The following is a 23,894-nucleotide window of genomic DNA, read 5'->3' as shown; positions in this document are numbered from 1 at the left end:
GTGAAGAAACCACGCAGGACTGATCATTTCCTACCTAATTGAAATATTGTTAATGTATTCTCAGAAATAACACTGTCTAACTCCATTGGGTCAATACCAAGGATCCTCGACAATTCCATCAGCACAACCTTAATATGAACAGGCCTTGACTCCTCACCAGGGCTAGGCCCAAGTTCAGGCGTATCACTTTCGAGAAGTATTCGATTTAGAGGTAGCATCATGGCCAAGTCCCTCTTTTGTCGGGATCTGGTTATGGTCGGTGGTATTGAGAAGTAACAACCAAGCTCGAGCAATTTCATTACCTGTTCCCTACTACCGCTGAATGCATGCATTACGCATTTGACAGGCCCATACTTGTTCAGTAACCTGATTATATCATCCTCAGCACCCCTCGAATGAATTATTAATGGCAGATCAAGGTCCTTAGCAAGCAGGATCCATTTAATGAATATGTGCCGTGAGATCTCCCTAAGCATTCTATCCCTAACAACACTGTAGTCAAGCCCAACCTCACCAATCCCAACAATTAAGTCTCTTCTCTCGTTAATTACCTTCATGATCTCCTGGACCTCCTTAATGTCGAAACCACCATAGTCATACCCTAATGCCGTATGTACAAACTCACCATACCTATTCACGAGACTTATCGCATTCATTACCTCACTTAGTCTCATTGTTACATTGATTATGCCGAGTAATCCCTCCCTACGAGCCTCACTTATCAATTCATCCGCACGATTATACACATCCCACCTGCTTAGATGTGCATGGGCATCGATCAAGCGCCTCAAAATGCCGTGATTAATAACCCCCCCTATAAATTGATTTGCCGGTAGTCGTGATTAATCCAACATTTAGGTATAGATTTTTAAAGAGCCATTCTTATATAACTCGATGTCGGCACTTAACATAAATCCATTAATGTACAGGTTCGTTAGGTACTGCCTAAATAGGGCCTACTTGGAGCTCGATGATTCTAAATTATCAGCTGATGAGAGGTATAGCCTAGAAACAATATTATCAATTATTAGGCAAGCTGAGGATAACTGGAAAGATATTAACAGTATTGTTGACTTCATAAGCAACGAATTACTGAAGATATATGGAGAGGCCCTTGAGAGACTTCCGGATAAGATAGTTGATGAGTTATTTGAGAAGGTGTTAAATAATTGTAAGGAGCTTGATGAGGTTAAGACAGACCCAAGGGTGCTTAATGCCATTGATAATGCCCTTGAGAGTATGAAGGGAATTAAGAAGAAGTTTCTTGAGGGTTCTAAGACGCGGATTTACGAACCCTCTGCATAGTGCCTAATTAATTGATTTGAGCCATAACTATTGGAATGGATATTACCGATTACATATACTCAGTATTAAGGAAGAAGGATGTTATCTTATTAAATGCTTATCCAGGCTTTGGTAAGTCCAGGATAGCGATAGCGGTGGCGATGAAGTGGGTTAATGATGGTGGGCAGGTATTAATAATAACTAAGTCCAGGGCCGAGGCACTGCAGCTTTGCGAGTTTACTAGAAGGGCTGGTATCAGGGATAGAACCTCCTTATTCCTTGGCAGGGAGTCACTATGTCCATTTAATGCACATAATTCTAAGCAGTGCTTCCTATATAGGTTAAATGGTGTATGTAAAGTCAAGAGGACCGAAGTTGCATTACCTATAATGACCTGCAACCCCCCTTGACCTGTTTAGTGATGGCTTATGCCCATACGAGGTTAATGAAGCCCTAGCCTATCAATTACCCATAGTAATATCAACCCACGCGTACTTATCAAGCCCTGAACTCTATGGTAAGATAATGAGTATCATCAATACCTGGAACAAGCCCCTTGTGATCATTGACGAGTTCCATAATGTAGCGGTGGGTCTTGAGGGGTCTACGGTCATTAAGATTGATGAATTGAGGCGATGGGCATCAAGTGGCAATGACCTAGCCAGCAAATTACTCGATAGGATAAATGGTTATACACCAGAGAGGGAAGTCGTGATACTGAGGAGGTTTGATATTGATGATTTATTAAAGGGGTCAGAATCAATCGACGATAAGGTTATTGAAATACTTACCCACTTTGGGAACGACTTATGCGCATTTACATACGATGGTGAGCTAGTTAAGCTAAGGTGTCTCTCATTAAGGCCTATCCGTGATTTAATAATGAAATCACAAAAGGTTCTTCTCCTAACGGCATCTATTAGTAAAAGATTTTCATACATAATGAACATTTTCTCTAGGCCTTCGTATTACATAACTGTGGATTCCCTACCTAAGGAGTACCTGGAAAACCTTGTTGTTTTTTCCGTAAGGGATGTTGAATTTACGCATAGAAATAGGTTATTGAAGGAGTACCTGGACATCGTTAATAGAAGCATTAAGGCTTTTATTGAAGCATCACCGCCAGTCGGTGGTTTAGCCGTATTCTTTCCAAGCATTGAGTATATGAATTCATACATTAATCAATACGCCCCCCCACCAGTTTGGGGGGGAATTCCAACTTTCATACTCAGAGATGGTTCTGAGGCCATAAATACCATAGGGGGGGTATTTAAGGAGAATGCCAGGGTCACCAAATCATTAATAATAACGTATGCCCAGAACCCAATTAGTGAAGGCATAAACTTTCTCGAGCAGGAGTTGATCGGCGTTATGATTATTGGATTTCCACTACCTCAATACAGCCAATGGGGTTTCTTAAAGTCGCGTTATTACGGAAAACTAGGGATAAGTGGGTTTACAACCACGTTCTTATTCCCGGCAATATCAACCACGATACAAATAATTGGTAGGTTACTTAGGGATTTGGATAGGCACAAGAAGGTCGCTGTTCTACTTGATGGTAGATTTTATCGCTATAGAAAATACATGCCTAAATGGCTTATGTCTAGGATAAAACCAATAAGGCTCTTCCAATTACTAAATGAGTCACTATGGCGATGAGCATTGAGTGCCTTATAAGTCCTGTTGGGAGTTTCATAATGAGGTATATGGACATACTGGGCATTAGTGCAATTGTAATACCCACCTCATTGATCATCGCATCATTAATGAAGGAATTCTCGGCGGACAATGTTACGGTGGGCACACGATTCATGATACCCTATAAAGTATCACTTGATAGGCATTTATGTATTCTTGGCCCCCACCAGGGGGTGGTAAGTCATCACTTGTTAAGGCCATGATTAAGAAGCTTCGTAGAAAATACGTGGTCACAGTGCTTGACTGGCATGGTGAGTACACGGGGGGGTTATTACCAACATTACCAACCTCGGCAATTAATATAGATCTTGAGAAGCTTCCACCTAAGTTATTGACTGAGATCCTGGGCTTTGGCCTGGGGCTTAATGAGCCGAGTATGTACATGCTGTATAGGATGATCCGTGATGGCAATTACACGAACTTTAACGATTTAATAAATAAAATAGATAATTACCTCGTTAACACCAGGACAGAGGCTGAGATGAAGGCAGCTATACTGAGGAGACTTGAGTATTCAGCTATGAACATTGGTAAGGGTATTGTGGATATCGATTCGTTAGTAGAGGGTGACGCTGTTATAGATCTTAGTGACTTAACGATTATTGAGGAGAAGAGACTCGTCTCTTCATTAATACTGGCAGCGCTATACATGCATTACATGAGGAGGGGCTTAATTGAGAGAGGTGTTAGGCATGTGTTGATTATTGAGGAGGCCCAGAACCTACTCGACATAGGTGGCTCCAGTTATTCAATAATTGATCACATAATAATGGAATTGGCCAAGTACGGGTTGAGGGTTGTCCTAGTTAGTAATGCTGTGCCTAAATCATCGATATTAAAGCATTGTAATATAGTGCTGTTTAAGATAAATCCTGAATTACTGGATGGTGAGGTAATGTTTTCCAGGAACCTAATTAATAAGTTGAATGAAATATCCACTGAGGAGGCAATAGTAATAAGTAGTAAGGGCATTACAAGGGTGAGGCCATTAAGGGCAACAATTGAGCCAACCCATGTAGTTATTAGAAGACTTGGTGAGCTAGGAAATGGGTCTTTTCAGGATATTAATACTAACATGGTAAACAGTAATTTATTACTAAATAATAAACCCATGGCTGAAACGGATAATCGAGTAAGTACCAATAACGAGATCGTGAATAGGGTAGATGAAGCCCCGGGTCATGATAAAAGGGCAATGGTAAGGCAGGTAAGCCCTGATAATGGCGGGTCAACGCTACCTAATAGCGCAGTAATAAATAATGGGGATTCGCTATTTAGGAAACAAATAATGGAGTTGGAGAAAGAGGTTGTTAATTTACGTGATAAGGTTAATGAAATAGAAAGAATACTAGATGCGGATGAAAAGCTCATCGAGAAGATACTGGAGCTTGATGGCAAATTGAAAAATGACATATAATTAATTATAAAGAGATTTCTTGGAACTCTGACGTTTACTACTGCGGGAGTGTCACAATTTCTGAATTTATTTATTTAAGCGGATATATACGGAAACCCTGGTGCCCTAATGACAGCCTCGGAAAACTTAATGGTGGATACAAAGAAGGTGAAGATTCTAATACTTCAGATGTTAAAGGACATGGTCCTCAACGCAAAGGGTCAATTAATAACCTTCAGGCCCGCGAAGGTCGCCCAGGACATATCCATTTGGACAAGGAAGAGTCCACGTTCTGAATCAGTCATAGTCAGGAATTTCCTTGAGGAGCTTGTTGAGCTTGGTCTCATTAGGGTTATTAAGAGGAGTGCCAGGGGTAAGGTCTACGGTATAATGAGAAACACCGAGTTCTGGCTCATTCTTGAGCATAACAATGTTCATGAGATACTATCATTCATTGATGGTTATAAATCCACGAGAAGAGGTAATACAAGTATAAATATGCTGAGGGAATTAACTAATGCCCAAAAAATAAACCTGGCACAGACAGCCACGAATGGCGGCAATAAGAATATATCAAATAATCCGTGATTTAATTAAAGATCCTCAATCCCTAATTAATTATGTAGAGGATTATTTATTGAAGATCACTGGTTTGTTATACGTGACTAGGGAGATCGACAGTGATATTGCTAGGTTAATGGTGTATGGTGATGATGGAAATGCCGAGTTAAGCATTAACCACGAGGTGAGGATAAGGGGTCGTGGTAAGGTAAAGGATCTTGTAAATGCATTGGTTCTAAGGTATCTAGGCACCGATGGCGTACGTAGAATAACGATACTTCTCATAAAGAGGAAAAATAGGATTTATAGGGTTAATGATTTGCCAAGGGCCTACTCACCGCCTGTTGGTTTGATATGGCTTATGTTAATATCAATAATGGTGCTATCAATAATTATTGCTGTATTGAGAATTGTTAATGCAATACCATCACTGCACCTAATAATAGTATTGCTCCTATCACCACTTTTAATACCAATTATTTATTCATACATATTACAATTAAAGATTAGACGTGGTGATTTGAGAAATGCGCAAATAATAAAGTTTGTACTGGAGTACGGGGATTTTGATGAGAAGAGGTTTAACGAGGCTTTGCGGCTTTTATCTAGAATTGAAAATATAAAATCACTAAATGAAATAAGGAGATTTCTAATGCTATTGGTGAGCAACTCAAGGACAAGACCACAAAATTTCTATGAGGAGGAGATAAACGTTAATGACTTAATTAGTAGGTTAGGTATTAGGAAGAATTATGGCATTTACCTAGTTAACGTAAATCAATGTAACGCGGCATCCATTGGTTTACCTGGCATTAATTACATAATATTAACATCAAGACTTTTATCATGTCTGAGTACCAATGAGTTAATTGCCGTAATAATGCATGAGGTTGGGCATATTGTTCATGGAGACTCCGCAAAGGCATTGTTCTTAATATCGCTGGTTCAATTAGTGAATATTGCACTAATTACCTATATAATTCCATTAATGAGCCTACCAGCGATACCCATAATCATCGCCGCAATATTTTTCGAAATATTTGGCATGGCATATATAATGAAATTGAGCGAGTACTCAGCGGATAAGTACGCCCTCAAGTTTGTGCCGAAGAGGGACTTAGCCATGGCATTAATTAGAGTTACTTGGAAGGAACTACATAATGAATTGGTAAGAAGGAGATTTATTATTTTTGCATCGCATCCGCCAATATCGAGTAGGTTAGCCAGGATCATACGATAATCGGTAACTTACAATATTTCATTAGTTATTTAATGGTTAGTTTAATTTTTGTCCCTAGTTATGGCGTATACATGGACTTAATTGAGAAAATGAGTGAATTGAGGATGTTAATCAATAGACTAGAGACTAAGTATCCCGAACTATCGGAACTATCATCATTAATAAATGACATAATAACTAAATGCGTATCATTATCAGACGTATTAATGGATATATACTCGATCACGGACTCAGCAATTCATGAGTTAATGCTTGAGGGAAACCCAGCATTAATTAATTTAAATTCAACATTAATTAGGAAGTACCTAGACATAGTCAGTAATTCTGAGGACTTAAATGATGCGTTAGCCAAGGTAACACCTCAGGAACGATCATTATTAATCGATGCGATCAGAATCCTTAAGAAAAAGGGTATTGTTGATCTTGATATTAATTATGATAATGAGGGGCTCAAAATAAAAATAATAAATAGGGTTAGTAATGAGGGTCCGTGAGCAATTTCGATGATTACTATGAAAACGCGCTAGAGAAGGATATATATAACCCCCCCAATTTCTTTCCGTATTTTAATATGCCTTACGATGTCCCTTTCGTACCTACGCCAGAGGTCGTGGTCAGGAGAATGCTTCAGTTAGCAAATGTTAAGAGGGATGAGGTTGTTTATGACCTTGGTTGTGGTGATGGTAGAATAGTAATAATGGCTGCCAGGGAATTTGGTGCTCAGGCTACTTGTATAGAAATTAGGAAGGATTTGTACGAACAAACACTTAAGAGGGTTAGGGATTTAGGGCTTGAAGATAGGATTCACGTAATTTACGGCAATTTCTTCGAGGAAGACTTGTCTGAGGCTGACGTGGTTACGATGTACCTACTCACAAGTGTTAATGAGAGGATAAAGCCTAAGCTTGAGCGTGAGCTCAGACCTAGCACCAGGATTGTGTCCCACGACTTTGAGGTTCCCGGCTGGAGACCCTTAATTGTTGAGGATCTATATGAGGAATGGAGAAGCCACAAGATATACCTATACAAGATATCGGGTCTTGAAGTACCAATACCCGTTAATGAGCTAGAGGAAAAGCTAAAGAACATGCAGCTTAATGAGAAGTACCTGGAGGTTCTCGAGCTGATTGATGGTAATAGGTCCATTGAGGAGATATCAAACAAGACGCAATTAACCATAAGAAGTGTTAGAGGTATAGTGAGTGAGTTAATGAAGCAGGGGGGGTCATTAAGGAGGTAAGGATTATTAAGTAATTTAAATTCGTAAAACATTAAAAATAAATTAACTTATCCTATCCAATGAGTGGTTCACCCTTCATAACAAGTGAGGTTTATGACTTGGACGTTGGAATAAGCACGATAGATGATTTAATAGAAGCCTATAGCCGAATCGGTGGGTTTCAGGGTAGATACATAGCTGAGGCGGTGGATGTACTATTAAACATGTACAAAGACCCAGATACTACCGTCTTCTTATCCTTCACAGCAAACCTGATTTCGACAGGACTACGAGGCCTAATAGCAAAGTTCATTGAAAGGGGGGGTTTTGCGGATGTCGTAATTACGACAGCGGGTACCCTGGACCACGATATAGCTAAGTCAATGGGTGGTAAGTATTACCAGAGTTATTTCGATGTCGATGATGTCGAGATGAGTAAGGCGGGTATTCATAGGATTGGTAATGTTGCAGTTAGGAAGGAGCATTATGGGCCATTAATTGAGAAGTTTGTGCACTCATCGCTTGAGGACTTATCGAGGATTAAGGAGGAGTGGGGGGGTGTTAGGGAGTTGCTTTGGGAGATGGGGGGGAAGAGGATTGATGATGACTACTCAATACTTAGGGCAGCGTCAAAGGCTAAAGTGCCAATTTATGTACCTGGTTTCGTGGATGGTGCCTTCGGCACAGCAATACTTACATATAATGAAATGCAGAGGACGAGGACTGGGGGCAAGCAGGTTAAGGTGGATGTTCTTAGGGATGAGCATGAGCTAATGGACATTGTTTACTCAAGTAAGTCCCTGGGTGCATTAATAATTGGCGGCGGTATTTCCAAGCACCATGTTATTTGGTGGAGTCAGTTTGCCGGTGGGCTTGATTATGTGGTTTACATAACGATGGCCGTTGAATGGGATGGGTCACTAAGTGGTGCTCGCCCGAAGGAGGCCATTACGTGGGGGGGTAAGGTGAAGCCAACTGCGAGACAAGTCTTTGTTCTTGAGGATGCCACTGTCGTGTTACCCATATTGATACCTTATGTAGTTAAGAAGATAGGCTTTAGGAAGGGTGTTAGGGCCATAGTTTAGAACGTAGTGCCTTATATAATAAGTTGAGCGTTATTAATTGATGGGTATGAAAGTGGGGGGGAAAATAAGGAAGAGAGGGGATATATTTATTGAGGAGGTTTTGCTCATAGCAATATCGATGGCGGTGCTTGTGGCCTTAGTGTCATTGATAAGTGGTTTATTTGGAAATACCGTAACTGGGATAATGCATTTACAGGGCTCTGTTAATAATGCATTAAATGGTTTTGTGAATGATCTTCAGAAGGTGGTTTCCAATGCTTTCAATTTCACAGGCTAAGGACATAAGAAGCATCGTGAATGAGCTAAGAAGTAGGGGGGGTCTCAGTAAACTAGATATATACTTAATACTGAGGACGTTAAAACCAGACGCTAAGCTTGAGTACTTGTTGTCACCTAGCGAGCTAGACCTAATTAATAGGGTTAATGGGTTAAGGGTAGAGCTATATAGAATTAGGAATGAGCTTTATGACATGGAGAAGAAGGTAAGGAGAAGGCATGAATTAATAATGGGCGTTTATGAGGAATTAATGAGGAGTAAGACTAAGTAATGGCTTATTCAGTATAAGAGTAAGTATTAAATATTAAGCTGTATCGTGCTTATTATGACGACAAAATACATCTTTGTAACCGGCGGTGTATTATCGGGATTGGGTAAGGGTATTACAACAGCATCCATTGGAAAAATCCTACAGGCCAGGGGGGGCTATCGGGTAACTGCCATTAAGATAGACCCATACCTAAACGTTGATGCTGGCACTATGAACCCATTCCAGCATGGTGAGGTCTTTGTGACATTTGACGGCGGTGAAACTGACCTTGACCTTGGTCATTACGAGAGATTTCTCGATATAGAGGTTCCGAAGTACCATAACATTACCAGCGGCCAGGTTTACTATACCGTTATTAGGAGGGAACGTAAGGGTAAGTACCTTGGACAGACGGTTCAGTTAATACCGCATGTCACCGAGGAGGTAAAGAGAAGAATATTACTTGTAACAAAGAGGGAGAAGCCGGATATCGTATTAATCGAGATCGGAGGTACGGTGGGGGGGGATTATGAAGGACTACCGTTCCTAGAGACTGCAAGGCAAATGAGACTTGAAATGCCCAATGACGTATTGTTTGTTCATGTCGCCCTGGTCCCCATACTATCGACTACGGGCGAACTTAAGACAAAACCACTACAACACAGCGTTGCTGAGCTTAGGAGAGTTGGTATACAGCCTGACATAATAATCGCCCGATCGCCCAAGCCATTGGACGAACAGACTAGGAGGAAGATCTCACTATTCACTAATGTGCCACTTGATGCAGTATTCACATCATATGACGTGGATACAATTTACAAGGTGCCATTAATACTCGAGGAACAGGGCTTAGGAAAATACATTGTAAATAAGTTAGGTTTAACCCAGGTGGAGCCTAACCTCGATGATTGGATAGCCTTTGTTAATGCTCTTGAGGATGGTAAGGAGGAGATTAATGTCTACATGTGTGGCAAGTACGTTAAGTTGCATGACTCGTACATAAGCATTGTCGAGGCCATCAAACACGCAGCTGCTAAGTTAAGGCTTAAGCCAAACATTGTTTGGTGTGATACTGAGGAGATTGAGAAGGACCATATTAAAGTCACCGAGCTTAATAAAGCAGATGCCGTGATTGTACTGCCTGGATTTGGCGCTAGGGGGGGTGTCGAGGGTAAGATTGAGGCTATAAGGTATGTGCGTGAGAATAACATACCGTTTCTAGGTATATGTTACGGCATGCAACTCGCCATTGTTGAGTTTGCAAGGAATGTTGTTGGCCTCAAGGGTGCTCATACCACCGAGGTTGATCCAAACACGCCCTATCCAGTCATTGATATAACCCCCCCTGAGGAACAAAATATTGAGGAGTTAGGTGGGACTATGATACTTGGTGATAGGAGAATAAGTATCACTAAGGGTACAATAGCCCACGCTATTTATGGAGCTACAGAGATTAAAGAGAGACATAGGCATAGGTATGAGATTAACCCCCCCAAGTTTTTTGAAATGCTCAGGGAGAAGGGCTTGGTATTCTCGGCATGGAGGTTGATGTACCTAGGTTGAGATAATAGAGCTACCAAGCCACTACTTCTTCATAGCTACGCAATTCCACCCAGAGTTTAGGAGTAGGCCGTTAAGACCACATCCACTATTCATCGCGCTATTAAGGGCTGCCTACAATAAAAGGCATGGTTTGCCATCACCATATAGCGTGAATACGACTGTATATGCATGATCAGTCTTCGAAGGCTCTGTCATTCAATCCACCGCGAACTGCATCATCATTAACTTGGTTATTTTACGTGATTGTATTATTTATAACCCTTCTGAGTTACTACTCGTGATAAGACGCATACTTTGGATAACCATTATTGTTGTATTTATGGCGCTGCCCATGCTTAGTTATGCGCAGGTAATCATTAATTACCTAGGGGGGGTTAACATTTATTATAACAATCAATCCTTCACTGAAGTAATTAATATAACCAATAATAAATTAATAATACCAATATATCAATACTGTTCACAGGGAGGTAATGTAACGATTAATGCATACCTAGACCCCCCCTCTCAAACGAGGGCATAATATCAGAGTCTCTAGTGCTGTACAACGGAACCCTTCTAAATGCCCCGGTTATTAGTTATAGTCCCAAGTATGTTAGTATGGAAGTTAATTGCTCATTACCCATATACGGTGTCTATCTCAATTTAGGACCTTATGGCCCATACCCACCCGAGGCCCTGGTAATACCTGGTTCAAACATGACGTTCACAATGACCCAGGGTTCCATGAATATATCAATACCCATAACTCCTGGTCTCAATTATTTATTTTCAATCGTTAAATTGATAACAATATCACCTGCCGAGGCTGGTATCGACAATTACCTAACTGCAGAGTTAGGCGTAGAATACGCAAGCATTAATATTGATTCCTTAAGTACATACGCTAAAATAACGACTTACATTACGTACTCAAGCAATATAGATATCACGACAAATGGCACAACATATATCACGGTAACGCCCTACTACTATGTACAAATAAACAATAATATCCAAAACCTGGTACTGGCTGTTTCATCAAAACCATTAATAATGCTTACAGGAGCACCATGGATTCACTACTCTTACAATAACTGCACAGTGGTTAATACAGGTATTCCAGGAATAACACCGTGGACAACCTATCTGTTATACACGCCCTACTGTTCAATCAATACATCAATTAGTCCAATAACTGTGAATTTCGTTGATGAATCCATGCAGGAGTTAAAATGTAATAACGTGTTTATAGCAACACAGGGAGGCTCAGTATTAGGTTTAACAAGTAACTTAACGTTAAATCCAGAATCAAATAGAGTATTATATATAACCATTAATGGCATGAAAACCATAGGTATTTACCTTAATTCGATACCAGTATCCACCATTACAGTAAGTATTCCTTTAATTCCACGTTCAAGTTTATCAATAATTGATAAGGCTGGAAATCCAATAAATGCGTTAATTTACTTAAATATTAACGGAACACTGGTACCACTCGTCAATGGTTCATGCATTTACCCAGGTAACTACGATGTGTATGCGCTTACGAATGGTGAATTAATGAACTAGGTACAAGCGATATTTATCAGGGCAGTTCATTAATGGTGCAATATTCTCCAATTACACATTGCATGTCGTAATTCCCAATGAATGCCCCGATTTAAGGCTAGAATTATTAATTAAGTATGGTAACAACCAGTATGTAATTCCACTAAGTGGCAGCAGTGAGGATGTAAACATACCTGACGCCATAATTAGTAGTCAGGTACAGGTGGAATTATTGGGCAATGGGTCGCTTCTTTATAGTCGCATAATAACAATAAATAATAGTAACCCGGAGGAGCTGGTGATTAACCCGCACATTGTCAATTTCGCACCCACTGACCTACTTAACAATGAGTTACCGAATGCGATATTAAATATTGGTGATTTATACTACGTGGGTCCCGGTAAGTACTGTGTTCCAATTAATTCCTCAATTGGTATGGTTATCTATGGTAATGATATATATGTCGTGAATATAACCAGCGGTAATGTTAATGTTAGGGTCTGGACACTGGGAGCTCTAGGCATTAAGTCATTATTAATAATATTTGGCTTATTAACGTTACTTCTCATCATTGTTTTAATGATAAAGGGACTAAGTAATGGTGGATCTAACGATGATGACTACATAGTCATTGAATAACCATTAATCACGTCACTTAGCACCTTTATACCCTCCCTTATTAGGTCAATTCTTATTGATCCAATACTAAGCCTTGCCGTATCCTGTCTACCACCATTAATGAAGAACTTACCTCCAGGAACAAACACTACATTCTGCTTAACACTTCTCTTCAGTAATTCCCATGCATTTACACCAGTGTTTATGAAGCATAGAAGCCGCAGGATGGCCTAAACATTAGGGTATTCGGCAAATAATCGTTTAACGCCTTGACTAGTTCCTGAAGTTTCCTGGGGTATAGTTCACGTGCTTTTCTAATAACATCATCTGCGATACCTCTTCTTAATAAGTCGAAAACCAGGTATTGATTAAGTGTCGAGGCTGCAAAATCATGCTGTTCAAGTTTCTCCAGGTTATTCCTTAACTCACCACTTGCTATTACGAATCCAATCCTCAAGCCGGGGGCCGAGGATCTTCGAAAACGTACCAACGTAAATAACATCATTATTAATTGCCTTAAGTGCGGGCTCAGTGTTGGGATACAGTGATGTATATGGGTCATCCTCGATAATTATTAACCCATACTCCCTTGCAATCTCGATCAAGTGTTTCCTCCTATTTCTACTCAGGGTGACCCCCTGTTGGATTGTGGCAGTTGGGTACGGTATATATAATACCAGGTCCATAGGTCTTAACTAACCTCTCTAGCTCGTGCGTATTCATGCCTTCATCATCGATGGGGGGGACGCTAATTAATCGGGCTCCCTGGAATTTCATGGGTGCGATAGTCTCCACAAATGTGGGGGGGTCCTCGACATAGACTACGGTCCTCCTCCTCATTAGTAGTTGTGATAGTAACTTAATGGCGTGTTGAGCACCGGCGGTCACTATTACATCTCTCCAATTGGTGTTTATACCAAGGACCCTATTGGCGTATCTCGATAACTCAATCCTCAATTCCCTTAAACCACCAGCGCCTGGATATGCGATAATCGCCTTACCATATTCCTCATAAACCTTCTCGAAGGATTTTCTCAACTCATCAAATGGTAATAGGCCCGGGTCAGGTGCACCACTGGCGAAGTTATACTTAATGCCTCTTCTTGCCAACCTACTCGCTAACTCGACAGGGGACCAGTACAGTCGCATTAAGTCCTTACTGGCTTTTAACCTATTTATGTTCTTCCTGCCAACGCTTCATTAACTCCCTCCTTGCTCTGTAATATTGCACCACCGAGAATACTACCAGGGCTAAGAATATTAGGAAAATAACGTATGTGAACCAAATCAGTGGTTGTGGTATCTGTACATTGCCGAACTTTATAATTGTTGGCAATGGAAATGGAATCACGACAATGCCACCAATATTAGAAGACGGTGCATATGCACCGCCAATTCCCGTTGAAATAATGATCGCTATGACCGCCATAATGGGTATGAGAACCGCAAGAATTATTAGTAAAATACCGAGTTGGTAAAGTCTCATGGCAATCGCCTCACAATATGCCAGGTAGTAACGTGAGTATCACGAATAGCGCCACAATTATTATCGTAAGTACTATAGCCCACTTAATGATGGATGGGTCATTACCAAAGATTATCGGCACCGGGCCTATTAAGACTACGCCACCAACACTCGACTTCCCCCTCTCATTCTCGTCTTCCTTCTCCTCCTCGTGACTTCTCACTACGTCAATTATTATTAGCACAATCCCTAATAATGCCAGTATTATCGATAGTGCCACTGCAAGGCTCATTACGTAGGCTATATTCATCACATTGCACTAATCCTAAAGGGGGATTAAAACCTATTTCTCTTACAGCTTAAAATTTAAAAGGGTGATCAATTGGTTCATAGTCGATGCCATTTCAGAAGGGCGATTACGTACTACTTGAGTACACGGTTATTGATAAGGATGATAACAGGGTTGTGGAAACCACGGTAGAGGACAAGGCCAAGGAGGCAGGTATTTATAGGCCTGACGAGATTTATGAACCACGCCTAATAATAATAGGCGAAACAAAGCTCTTCGAACCACTAGAGCAAGCAATAATGAATTCAAGCGAGGGCCAGGAAATAACCGTGGAGATACCGCCAGACAAGGCCTTTGGCCAGAGGGACCCAGGCAAGGTTAAGGTGATGTCCATCAGGGAGTTCTATAGGTATGGCAAGCTACCCAAGGTTGGTGATATTGTCGAGGTTAATAACCAGCAAGGTAGGGTCGTTAGTATAACGGGTGGTAGGGTTACCCTAGACTTCAATCATCCACTGGCCGGTAAGACCCTCGTGGTCACGGCTAAGGTGGTTAAGAAGCTTGAGACAGCGCAGGACAAGGTTAAGTACATAATTAAGCAGTACATACCGAGGATCGATATTGATAAAGTGGGAGTGGAGCTTAGTCAGGATGGTTCTATTGTAACGATTAAGTTACCCATCGAGACGTTATTCGTGGAGAACATAGGCACAATAAAGGCTAGAATAGCCGATGATGTTGGAAATAAGTTCACGAACGTAAATAAGGTAGTCTTTGTTGATGAAATAGAGATTAAGAGGGAGACTGAGACAAAGCCTGCGGAGACTAAGGCTGAGGAGAAGCAGGCAGAGTCGAAGCCCGAGACCCAGCAGGCACAGCAATCCTCTCAGTGAGTTAAAGAATCAGGTTAAGATTTATTAATAAAGTAGTTCTCATTGGGCTTGATGTTTAGTGCAGGTAATGAAAACCTAACCAGATTAATGACTGGAACCACCACAGTAGGTATTGTGGTTAATGACGCGTCGTTCTAGCCACGGATAGGAGGGTCACGGCTGGTTACTACATAGCCCATAGAAAGAAGGGCGTTAAGATCTGGAAAGTTGATAATCATATAGCAGCGACAATGAGCGGTGGTGTTGCAGACCTTCAGAAGGTGCTTGATGCATTGACGGCAACCGCGATACAGTACAAGATAGAGACTGGCAAGCCAATATCGATAAAGGCCCTAGCCAACTATGCATCTCTCGTGGTATTCTCAAGTAGGCCATATGTTTACCTGGTTCACATGATACTTGGTGGTTGGGACCCTGATGAGGGACCCGTAATATATATGCTTGATTTCTTTGGGACATTAACAAGGGAAACGGAGTTCATGGCCACTGGCAGTGGTTCACCAACAGCGTTTGGTGTTCTTGAGGATGGTTATAGGAGGGACATGAGTATCGAGGACGCAATCAGGCTTGCGGTTAGGGCCGTCAGGTCGGCCATTTACCACGATCCAGGGAGTGGTGAGGGTATCGACGTCGTAACAATAACCAAGGAGGGCTATAGGGAGGTTAATTCTGAGCCATACCTTAAGGAGTTAATTCGATAACGCTATTGATTAACCCTTCCCTTAACATTTATGTAGTAATTACAAACCTCCTTAAATCCGCACACGTCGCACCTTGGGTTCCTGGCCCTGCATATATCTCTACCAAACTGGATTAGCTTAAGGTGAACCTCCAGGTATCTGCTGGGATCTGGCGTTAATATGCTCATCCAAGCCCTCTGTATCTCACGGTAATTCCTAGATCTAGCAATACCGAGCCTAAGGGATATCCTAGTTATGTGCGTATCAACAGGGAATGTTGGCTTACCCAGGTTAACGAGTATCACATCCGCGGTCTTCTCGCCAACACCAGGAAGTTCGAGTAACGCCTTCCTGGCATCATCAAGTGGGAGATCCTTAATCCACATTAGGTCACCACCATACTTCTCAAGGACTACCTTAGATAATTCAATAATTTTCCTAGCCCTAACCCTATGCATACCGGCAGGCCTAATGGCGTTGGCCAAAGCATCCTCACCAATACTTACTAGTTTCTCAGGCGTTACATCACTAACAACCTTAATGAGGTTTTCATAGGCCCTAAGCGCATTCTTATCATTCGTGTTCTGCGTCAGTATTGTCACAACGAGCGCCTTAAAGATGTCATTACCACTCCTAAACACATAGAGGACCGCAAACCTCCTAGGCTCTATCTTAACATTAGCGAGGGCCTTAAGCACCAACTCCTCTGTCAAGGCCATATGAAATCACGCCTTAACGCCTTTCTTAAGCATATACAGCGTTATAGCTAACGCTGTCTTAACATCTCTTATACTACCACTGAGGACCATATTCACCGCATCCCTAAAATTAACAATAACCCTATTAATAACCTCGTAAGGCTCAGGCCTTGGTTCACCCAACCTCTTAACGTTGGCATAGTAAATTACCACATATTCGGTGGAGTAACCAGGCGTGGTAAAGCCCTCAAATAACTTCTCGAAGTAATAAACCTCAGCACCAACCTCCTCATTAAGTTCCCTAATCAAGGCCTCCTCAGGCCTTTCACCCTCCTCAACGACACCGGCCGGTATTTCAAGGATGTAATCATTAATGACAGGCCTAAACTGACGTAGTAATACAACCTTATTACCGTCATAAATTGGTAAAGCGGCTACGGCATGCGGAAATATTATCTTCTCTACATTCATCTCATGTTCATTTGGCAACACGACCTTAGATACATCTAGCGTGACTCGCCTGCCTCTGTAAACTATAACCATTGTTTAGTAAGTAATGCGTTATCTTAAAAGTTTCTCATTTCTGTGCTTGGCACTGCCAGCCTTCTTCTTCGTTACCTCACGAACCCAGGTCAGCTTCCTTGGATCGCGATTATACTTAATCATACTAACAAAGCACCTCCTGCTGCAGAATCTAAGCACCGTGCCATCAGCTCTGACATACATTATCCCAGTGCCTGGCGGTATTGGTCTCCCGCAGAAAGCGCATGTGTAAATTCTCATACAGCGTCCGTATTCAGTAATGATTTTTAAAGTTTATGCAAATATTTTGTGAAATACGTAATGGCCTAATTCCTCATGGTATTCTTCTTAGGTTAGTACCCATAGGTCTTTTACAGTTTATTTTCAATGATCAATATGAACAACCCTTCTAAACCTAACTCATAAGTCTTTGACCATACTTACCACACATGAGGAAGATAACATTTGTATTTTTACGCTATTAGGAAAAATGATTTTTAAATCAAGTCTTCTCATCACTCTAGATAATTATGAGTAAGGTTGATGCATCATTAGTGGATTACAGGCCGCCAATCACCGTAGTGGTTGGCCATGTCGATGTAGGCAAGACACTGCTCCTTGACAAGATAAGGGGGACCTTCGTAGCCTATAGGGAGCCAGGCATGATAACACAGCACATAGGCCTATCATTCATACCGTGGAATGCCGTGGAGAGGATAGCCGACCCATTGCTCATAAAGTTTAGGCTTAAGGGTAAGGTATGGATTAAGGGCTTCCTCATGGTGGACACCCCAGGCCACGCCGCCTTCTCAAACCTGAGGCGTAGGGGGGGTGGCTCTGTGGCTGACTTGGCAGTCCTAGTTATAGACATCACTAGAGGGTTCGAGGAACAAACCTACGAAAGTCTAACCTTAATTAGATCTAGGAACATACCCTTCGTAGTCGCTGCGAACAAGCTCGATAGAATATATGGTTGGGAACCCCATGAGAATGCGCCGTTCCTTGAATCATATGATAAACAAAGGGAGGATGTCCAAGGTAGGGTTGAGGAGGCCATAGCAAGGATAATAGAGGAGTTCAATAAGTTGGGGATGGATGCCGACAGGTATGACAGAGTGAGGGACTTCAATACCCAGGTACCTATTGTACCCACGAGCGCGGTCACTGGCGAGGGCTTGGCCGATTTACTCGTCGTTCTTGCCGGGCTAAGCCAGAGGTTCAATAGGGAGAAGCTTAAGGTGATGTATGGACGGTAAGGGCGTTGTCATGGAGATTAGGGAGGAGAAGGGTTGGGGGGGCGCCACGGCAGACGTCGTGCTTTATGACGGAGTGATTAGGAAGGGGGACTTAATAGTTACGGCGGGGCTCGAGGGCCCAGTGAGCACTAAGGTTAAGATGCTCGTCATGCCAAAGCCGCTTGACGAGATGAGGGATCCTGAGGATAGGTATATGTTCATGGACGAGGTTAAGGCCGCGGCTGGCGTTAAGATAATTGCTGATGGTCTTGACCAAGTCGTCCCAGGTGCACCGGTATTCGTCGTACCCCAGGGCTCATCATTAGATGAGTACGTAAAAATGGTCAGGGAGGAGGTTTCGGAGGTTAGGATTGAGACTGATAAGGAGGGTGTCATTGCCAAGGCCGATACATTGGGTACTCGAGGCCATGGTAGTCTACCTTAGGAGTCAGGGTATACCCGTTAGGAAGGCTGATGTCGGTAATGTGAGTAGGAGGGATGTCGTTGAGGCCTCCATAGTCAGGAAGAAGGATCCGCTTTACGGCGTTGTCCTTGCATTTAACGTCAAGGTCCCGCATGATGTTGAGGTAGAGGCTATGCAGTATGGAGTAAAGATATTCAGGAACGAGATCCTCTACAGACTTGTTGAGGAATTCACCCAGTGGTACAGAGAGCAGAGGACAAGGCTTGTGGAGATGGAGTTGGATAAGTACATAAGGCCTGGGAAGATAAGGATACTCCCTGGTTACGTATTCAGGAGGAGTAACCCAGTCATTGTTGGTGTTGCCGTGCTTGAGGGATTGATAAAGCCGGGTATCCATTGATCAGGGGGGGTGATGGTAAGAGGGTGGGCACCATAATGCAGATTCAGGATAAGGGTAAGAACATACAAGAGGCTAGGAAGGGTATGGAGGTCGCAATATCAATAGAGGGTAACATAATGGTTGGTAGGCAGGTAAAAGAAGGCGATGAGTTGTACGTTGATGTTCCCGAGGAACACGCAATAACCCTAATGACGCAATTCAAGGATCAGTTAACGGAGGACGAAATAGCCCTACTTAAGGAGATACTGAAAATCAAGCGTTCATCGAAATAACGCCTTAATAACCACGTATTCGTGTTAGCGATTGTCGATGTAAATATTATCCATAATAACGCACCTAAAGTACAGTAGTTTATGTATGACTGGATAATGCTTATAAAGGAAAAATAGTCTAGGAGACACGGTGGTAACTATCTGGGACTGGAAAGGTATAGAATAGACCTTCCAGCAGATGAGATACCCACGTACTGGTACAACATACTCGCAGACCTACCAGAACCACTACCACCACCGTACGACCCAGACAACGGCAAAAGACTCGAACTACTAAAGCAGGTAATACCATCAGAGCCGCTAAGGCTTGAATCATCCACGGAGAGGTTTGTGAAAATACCCGAGGAAGTCCTAGAACGCTACCTACAGGTGGGTAGACCAACGCCATTAATAAGGGCAAGAAGGTTTGAGGAATACCTAAACGCACCAGTTAGGATTTACCTAAAGATGGAGGGCTACACATACACGGGTAGCCACAAGATAAACTCCGCACTCGCCTGGGTATATTACGCACTGAAGGATGGAGCCAAATTCGTAACCACAGAAACCGGGGCTGGGCAATGGGCTCTGCCGTTGCCCTGGCCGCCGCCCTGTTTAAGGTTAAGGCCCACGTGTTCATGGTTAGGGCAAGTTACTACGCGAAGCCACTGAGGAGGTACTTAATGCAGATGTACGGAGCCGAAGTCCACCCAAGCCCAAGCGAGTTAACCGAATTCGGCAGGAAATTACTACGTGAAAACCCCAACCACCCAGGCAGCTGGGTATCGCAATAACGGAATCCGCCGAATACGCGCTGAAGAATGGTGGTAAGTACGTGTTGGTAGCGTAATAAATGCCGACATAATGTTTAAGACCATTGCAGGTCTTGAGGCTAAGAAGCAGTTGGAATTGATTGGTGAGGATCCTGATGTGATGATTGGCGTGGTTGGCGGAGGCTCCAACTGGGGGCGGAGTCTTTTTCCCATTCATAGGTGAGGAGCTTAGGGTGGTAAGGTTAGGCGCAGGTATATCGCGGTTGGAGCCATAGAAGTCCCAAAGGTGACTAAGGGTGTTTATAAGTACGATGACCCTGACACGGGTAGGGTATTGCCCCCCCAATTGAAGATGTACACCATTGGCGCTGACTTCGTGCCACCTCCAATCTATGCGGGTGGTTTGAGGTACCATGCCGTGGCGCCAACACTGTCCTACCTAATGAGTAAGGGGGGGTATGTTGAGGGGGGGCGGGATTATGACCAGGAAACCGTGTTTAGGATGGCCCAGGTTTTTGCTCAGGTCGAGGGGGGGTACGTGCCGGCGCCGGAGACGGCCCATGTACTACCTGTTATTAAGGAGATTGCTGAGGAGGCCAGGAGGACTGGCGAGAGGAAGGTAATTCTGATTAGCTTTTCAGGGCATGGATTGCTCGACCTAGGTAATTACGCGGATGTTCTCGGCTTTGAGAGGGCATAAAGCATTCATGCGCTTAGCCCTGATAAAAATATGTAGGCAGGGATTACATCAACATCCTCTCTATCTCTTGATATTGTTATTACTCTCTTCATTTTACCTGCCCTAGCACTCACACGCTCACTTCTTCTTCCGTACTTCACCTCATAACCGGTGAAGTCACTGAGCGAAATAACATCAATCTCCCTACTGCCAATCGTGGTATAACCAACCTCGCTAATCCTAGCCAGGTGCGACGCTACAATCCCTTCAACGATTATTGACTCATCGGGCACGTTTACACCAGTCCAGAACGAAACTACTCGGTATATGAATGGATCCATGAAGTGGACCTTAATCAATTTTCTATAGTCTTTACTCCCCGTGTTAACATCAATGTAGTTAAGCACAGTAATTAAGAACATCCTATTCAGTAAATCTATGTATTCTGAAACGGTTCTGTGTGAAATGCCAAGATCCTTAGCTATTGAGTTATGGCTTATTCGAGAGCCAGCCTTTTCAAGCAATATTGAGAGTATCTCCTTGAGTAATCCCTCATCCTTACCAGCCCTCTTAGTATCATAAATTATCCAATCAATGTACGATTTATAAACGTCGCTCGTTATCATGCCAAAACTAAAGTAGGAATTTATTGATAAAGGAAAACCACCAGTCATTAAGTACTTTTCGAATAGGTTCTTAATCTCCTCATACCAGCCAGGCGCCACCTCAATCTCCGGCCTTAGGGCCTTTATGTATGATCGAAAACTAAGAGGATATAGAACAATATCCGCACCAAAGCCCCCCCTTCTGCCAGGGAATGTCTCTATGTCACCCCCCCTTAAAACGATGCTTGTTGAGCCCGTTATGGTAACAACATCATCTTTAAATAATCCCCCCCTATCTATGCCGTACTTAATCGCTCTAAACCAATCATTTACGTAAGTTATCTCATCAAGGAATATATAGCTTGTTTTAATACCGCGTTCCTCCTTTATTTTAATATACCTCTTTAAAACATCAATTAATTCTTCATAATCAGTGAGCAGATCACAGCTATAATAAAAAATGGCCTCAGGCCTAACTTCATGAAGTAAGTTCTTAATTATTAATTTGATCATTGTGGTCTTACCCACCTGCCTAGGTCCATAAATGAAATTTAGAGAAAATGGCTTGAGCGGCACGGCATTAACCTCTTTGGGTATCCACTTGACCCTGGCGTTGTGCCATTTAATGATATCGGGATCCTCATCAATATATTCCCTACCCCCCCTCCACCAGGGATTGAATTCTTCAAGGCTCATTATTGTTATTTTTAGTATCAAGAGATTTAAATAAATTTGTTATTTTTAGTATCAAATTCGATCACTTTTTTATAATTAATAAATGCAATAATTAGTATTTTATTTTTATTTTACGAAATATTTATTGATTATAGTTTTATTTTATTCAATACTCTATTTATTAATTCTTCCGCCTCTTTATAATTGTACTCCCTCAGCATTCCTATCTTACTCGCTGCTTCGGAGCCCTCCGCATGTATCATGGCCGTTAATAGGTAACCCATTAGGTGGCTCGCGCCTAACTCCCTGACCAGGCTCATTATCTTATATCTCGTATCACCATCAACCGCGCCCCCTGAGGTACTTACTAATGTATTGTTTCTCCTCTGGGTTTATGTAATCGTCGTGTGAGGGCATTGTGGCTATTAAACCACCTGCAACGTCTATGAGCCCATGCACCACGTCTATGAAGTGGGCATTAGCGTACAGCTTACTTACGTTTGTGTATACGGGGGGGTTTGGTATGGCTATTCCCTCATCAATCCAGGGCTCCAGGCAGCCGCCATGGCCCCCATCCTCATTATCTCCTTATACATAATCATCTGAACCAGCCAATCCCTAACGTGTGGTGCATTCTCAATCCCATTAGCCTAGCGGCATAGAGCGCAGCGCCTAGGTATAGATTTGCCGTGGCCGCCCTATATGATATCGCCGTGAACCTATGATACGTCGCGAAGGTCCAAGCCAACTGCCCAGCCAAGTCCCACTCCCTGAACATGAATACCCTGTCCCAGGGCACGAACACGTGATCAAAAATCGTCAATGACTCAACCTCAAACCTACTTGCCGCATTAACAGCGTTTGGGTTACCATCATACTCAAGCACAGGCCTAACAATGAACTTGAGACCCTTCGTGTTCGCAGGCACGGCGAAGGCAACGGCATAATCCCTATCACCCTCAACCATGGCCCTATATGGCAGTACGATTACCTCATTAGCCACAGGCCCCCCCTGTGTAGTGTGTATTTTCGCGCCATTAACCACAATACCATCATCACGAACCTCAACAACCCTAAGGTACATATCCCTATCCTCCTGCTCATGGGGGGGTCTCTTCGCCCTGTTACCCTTGACGTCGGTCTGAGCAACCGCTATCGCCAGGTCATTCTTAACAACATACTCATAATACTTCATTACCCTATCATAATAATTAGTGCCGTACTTCCTATCAACTTTCCTAGCCACTATCATCAATGAGAAGAGCGCGTCACTACCTATTGCCTGAACTATATTAAATAATCCGTCAAACCTAAGGGTGTCCTCATAAATCAACTTATATCTCTCGAGCAAGTCATTCGTATTCCTAGGAACTTTGAAGTACCTGCTTATACGACCATAGTTTGGGTCATCATAAAGCCTATTCTTAACATCAAATAAGTCTGCCGCATGCCTGACGGCTATACCAATGATTGGATGCGTCGTTATATCATCAACCCTCTTACCTCTGTAATAAACAACCCTGCCATCCCTAACAGAGTTTATATACTCGGCTGCCGACCTAGGCATAGGTAAATCC

Annotated in this window: 26 protein-coding genes and 6 pseudogenes; 19 read left to right on the top strand and 13 right to left on the bottom strand. The window is 42.6% G+C overall.

Annotation, left to right across the window (positions count from 1 at the left end):
• Positions 1–23: 23 nt before the first annotated feature.
• Positions 24–746: a TatD family hydrolase gene (locus JCM11216_RS03800; RefSeq protein WP_243675095.1), complete on the bottom strand. Its 723-nt coding sequence runs from the start codon at positions 744–746 to the stop codon at positions 24–26.
• A 148-nt stretch (positions 747–894) separates the two neighbouring features.
• On the opposite strand from JCM11216_RS03800, the gene JCM11216_RS03795 reads away from it, so the two are divergent.
• The 15 genes and pseudogenes from JCM11216_RS03795 to JCM11216_RS03725 all read left to right on the top strand — a co-directional run bounded on the left by JCM11216_RS03795 (position 895) and on the right by JCM11216_RS03725 (position 12,749).
• On the top strand, positions 895–1,305 hold the full coding sequence (locus JCM11216_RS03795) for a hypothetical protein (protein WP_054853347.1): 411 nt from the start codon (positions 895–897) through the stop codon (positions 1,303–1,305).
• A gap of 35 nt (positions 1,306–1,340) precedes the next feature.
• Positions 1,341–1,694, top strand: a complete 354-nt coding sequence (locus JCM11216_RS03790) for a hypothetical protein (protein WP_054853346.1) — start codon at positions 1,341–1,343, stop codon at positions 1,692–1,694.
• A 115-nt stretch (positions 1,695–1,809) separates the two neighbouring features.
• A complete protein-coding gene (locus JCM11216_RS03785; RefSeq protein WP_054853345.1) occupies positions 1,810–2,946 on the top strand; it encodes a helicase C-terminal domain-containing protein in 1,137 nt (378 codons plus the stop codon).
• A 187-nt stretch (positions 2,947–3,133) separates the two neighbouring features.
• Positions 3,134–4,402 carry a DUF87 domain-containing protein gene (locus JCM11216_RS03780; protein ID WP_243675094.1) on the top strand — a complete coding sequence of 423 codons (1,269 nt, stop codon included), beginning with the start codon at positions 3,134–3,136 and terminating at the stop codon, positions 4,400–4,402.
• A 108-nt stretch (positions 4,403–4,510) separates the two neighbouring features.
• On the top strand, positions 4,511–4,969 hold the full coding sequence (locus JCM11216_RS03775; RefSeq protein WP_054853344.1) for a hypothetical protein: 459 nt from the start codon (positions 4,511–4,513) through the stop codon (positions 4,967–4,969).
• The gene (locus tag JCM11216_RS03770) at positions 4,935–6,182 is read left to right on the top strand and encodes a M48 family metalloprotease (RefSeq protein WP_054853343.1); all 1,248 of its coding nucleotides are present in this window, start codon (positions 4,935–4,937) and stop codon (positions 6,180–6,182) included. Before JCM11216_RS03775 ends, JCM11216_RS03770 begins: the two co-directional genes overlap by 35 nt.
• A 32-nt stretch (positions 6,183–6,214) precedes the next feature.
• Positions 6,215–6,676, top strand: coding sequence for a hypothetical protein (locus JCM11216_RS03765; RefSeq protein ID WP_243675093.1), 462 nt, complete (start codon positions 6,215–6,217; stop codon positions 6,674–6,676).
• Positions 6,673–7,436, top strand: a pseudogene (locus tag JCM11216_RS03760) (class I SAM-dependent methyltransferase). Before JCM11216_RS03765 ends, JCM11216_RS03760 begins: the two are co-directional and overlap by 4 nt.
• A gap of 45 nt (positions 7,437–7,481) precedes the next feature.
• On the top strand, positions 7,482–8,486 hold the full coding sequence (locus tag JCM11216_RS03755) for a deoxyhypusine synthase (protein ID WP_243675092.1): 1,005 nt from the start codon (positions 7,482–7,484) through the stop codon (positions 8,484–8,486).
• A 40-nt stretch (positions 8,487–8,526) separates the two neighbouring features.
• On the top strand, positions 8,527–8,763 hold the full coding sequence (locus JCM11216_RS03750) for a hypothetical protein (RefSeq protein WP_054853341.1): 237 nt from the start codon (positions 8,527–8,529) through the stop codon (positions 8,761–8,763).
• Positions 8,741–9,034: a hypothetical protein gene (locus JCM11216_RS03745; RefSeq protein ID WP_054853340.1), complete on the top strand. Its 294-nt coding sequence runs from the start codon at positions 8,741–8,743 to the stop codon at positions 9,032–9,034. The genes JCM11216_RS03750 and JCM11216_RS03745 overlap by 23 nt, the downstream gene beginning before the upstream one ends.
• Positions 9,035–9,088: 54 nt before the next feature.
• Positions 9,089–10,748, top strand: a pseudogene (locus JCM11216_RS03740) (CTP synthase).
• 105 nt (positions 10,749–10,853) lie between these two features.
• Positions 10,854–11,099: a hypothetical protein gene (locus tag JCM11216_RS03735; RefSeq protein ID WP_054853339.1), complete on the top strand. Its 246-nt coding sequence runs from the start codon at positions 10,854–10,856 to the stop codon at positions 11,097–11,099.
• A gap of 77 nt (positions 11,100–11,176) precedes the next feature.
• Positions 11,177–12,130, top strand: a complete 954-nt coding sequence (locus JCM11216_RS03730) for a hypothetical protein (RefSeq protein ID WP_054853338.1) — start codon at positions 11,177–11,179, stop codon at positions 12,128–12,130.
• A 58-nt stretch (positions 12,131–12,188) separates the two neighbouring features.
• A complete protein-coding gene (locus JCM11216_RS03725; protein ID WP_054853337.1) occupies positions 12,189–12,749 on the top strand; it encodes a hypothetical protein in 561 nt (186 codons plus the stop codon).
• Here JCM11216_RS03725 and JCM11216_RS16045 read toward each other — a convergent pair.
• Genes JCM11216_RS16045 through JCM11216_RS03710 form a run of 6 tightly spaced genes read right to left on the bottom strand, consistent with a single transcriptional unit; the run spans position 12,731 to position 14,503 of the window.
• Complete coding sequence (locus JCM11216_RS16045; protein ID WP_243675091.1) at positions 12,731–12,877, bottom strand: hypothetical protein; 147 nt, start codon at positions 12,875–12,877, stop codon at positions 12,731–12,733. The genes JCM11216_RS03725 and JCM11216_RS16045 overlap by 19 nt on opposite strands.
• 53 nt (positions 12,878–12,930) lie before the next feature.
• Positions 12,931–13,185 (bottom strand): hypothetical protein, encoded by a 255-nt coding sequence (locus JCM11216_RS16040; RefSeq protein ID WP_243675090.1) that lies wholly within the window; start codon positions 13,183–13,185, stop codon positions 12,931–12,933.
• Positions 13,154–13,333, bottom strand: a complete 180-nt coding sequence (locus tag JCM11216_RS16035; protein WP_243675089.1) for a hypothetical protein — start codon at positions 13,331–13,333, stop codon at positions 13,154–13,156. The genes JCM11216_RS16040 and JCM11216_RS16035 overlap by 32 nt, the downstream gene beginning before the upstream one ends.
• Before the next feature lie 16 nt (positions 13,334–13,349).
• The gene (locus tag JCM11216_RS16030; protein ID WP_243675088.1) at positions 13,350–13,877 is read right to left on the bottom strand and encodes an aminotransferase class I/II-fold pyridoxal phosphate-dependent enzyme; all 528 of its coding nucleotides are present in this window, start codon (positions 13,875–13,877) and stop codon (positions 13,350–13,352) included.
• 22 nt (positions 13,878–13,899) lie between these two features.
• Positions 13,900–14,214: a hypothetical protein gene (locus JCM11216_RS03715; protein WP_054853336.1), complete on the bottom strand. Its 315-nt coding sequence runs from the start codon at positions 14,212–14,214 to the stop codon at positions 13,900–13,902.
• A 10-nt stretch (positions 14,215–14,224) separates the two neighbouring features.
• Positions 14,225–14,503 (bottom strand): DUF131 domain-containing protein, encoded by a 279-nt coding sequence (locus tag JCM11216_RS03710; protein WP_054853335.1) that lies wholly within the window; start codon positions 14,501–14,503, stop codon positions 14,225–14,227.
• Between the two features lie 86 nt (positions 14,504–14,589).
• On the opposite strand from JCM11216_RS03710, the gene JCM11216_RS03705 reads away from it, so the two are divergent.
• Together JCM11216_RS03705 and JCM11216_RS03700 are read left to right on the top strand one after the other, a co-directional pair.
• Entirely contained in the window at positions 14,590–15,375 is a 786-nt protein-coding gene (locus JCM11216_RS03705; RefSeq protein ID WP_054853334.1) for a peptidylprolyl isomerase, read from the top strand.
• A gap of 51 nt (positions 15,376–15,426) precedes the next feature.
• A pseudogene (locus JCM11216_RS03700) lies at positions 15,427–16,076 on the top strand (proteasome subunit beta).
• Positions 16,077–16,078: 2 nt separating this feature from the next.
• Here JCM11216_RS03700 and JCM11216_RS03695 read toward each other — a convergent pair.
• Genes JCM11216_RS03695 through JCM11216_RS03685 form a run of 3 tightly spaced genes read right to left on the bottom strand, consistent with a single transcriptional unit; the run spans position 16,079 to position 17,536 of the window.
• Positions 16,079–16,774 carry an endonuclease III gene (locus tag JCM11216_RS03695; protein ID WP_054853333.1) on the bottom strand — a complete coding sequence of 232 codons (696 nt, stop codon included), beginning with the start codon at positions 16,772–16,774 and terminating at the stop codon, positions 16,079–16,081.
• A gap of 6 nt (positions 16,775–16,780) precedes the next feature.
• Positions 16,781–17,296 (bottom strand): NUDIX hydrolase, encoded by a 516-nt coding sequence (locus JCM11216_RS03690; RefSeq protein ID WP_054853332.1) that lies wholly within the window; start codon positions 17,294–17,296, stop codon positions 16,781–16,783.
• A gap of 18 nt (positions 17,297–17,314) precedes the next feature.
• Positions 17,315–17,536 carry a 50S ribosomal protein L24e gene (locus JCM11216_RS03685; protein ID WP_054853331.1) on the bottom strand — a complete coding sequence of 74 codons (222 nt, stop codon included), beginning with the start codon at positions 17,534–17,536 and terminating at the stop codon, positions 17,315–17,317.
• Between the two features lie 269 nt (positions 17,537–17,805).
• On the opposite strand from JCM11216_RS03685, the pseudogene infB reads away from it, so the two are divergent.
• Both infB and JCM11216_RS03675 read left to right on the top strand, forming a co-directional pair.
• Positions 17,806–19,606, top strand: a pseudogene (gene infB / locus JCM11216_RS03680) (translation initiation factor IF-2).
• Positions 19,607–19,747: 141 nt separating this feature from the next.
• Positions 19,748–21,058: pseudogene (locus JCM11216_RS03675) on the top strand (TrpB-like pyridoxal phosphate-dependent enzyme).
• A gap of 5 nt (positions 21,059–21,063) precedes the next feature.
• Here the strand turns inward: JCM11216_RS03675 and JCM11216_RS03670 are convergent.
• The 3 genes and pseudogenes from JCM11216_RS03670 to JCM11216_RS03665 form a co-directional block, all read right to left on the bottom strand.
• On the bottom strand, positions 21,064–22,338 hold the full coding sequence (locus tag JCM11216_RS03670; RefSeq protein WP_054853387.1) for an ATP-binding protein: 1,275 nt from the start codon (positions 22,336–22,338) through the stop codon (positions 21,064–21,066).
• 128 nt (positions 22,339–22,466) lie between these two features.
• A pseudogene (locus tag JCM11216_RS16025) lies at positions 22,467–22,913 on the bottom strand (hypothetical protein).
• A gap of 2 nt (positions 22,914–22,915) precedes the next feature.
• On the bottom strand, positions 22,916–23,884 hold the full coding sequence (locus tag JCM11216_RS03665; RefSeq protein WP_243675087.1) for a 4-hydroxyphenylacetate 3-hydroxylase N-terminal domain-containing protein: 969 nt from the start codon (positions 23,882–23,884) through the stop codon (positions 22,916–22,918).
• Positions 23,885–23,894 lie beyond the last annotated feature (10 nt).

The organism is Vulcanisaeta distributa JCM 11216, from assembly GCF_001315985.1.
Taxonomy (GTDB): Archaea; Thermoproteota; Thermoprotei; order Thermoproteales; family Thermocladiaceae; genus Vulcanisaeta; species Vulcanisaeta distributa_E.
This window is presented reverse-complemented; position numbering and strand designations above follow the sequence as displayed.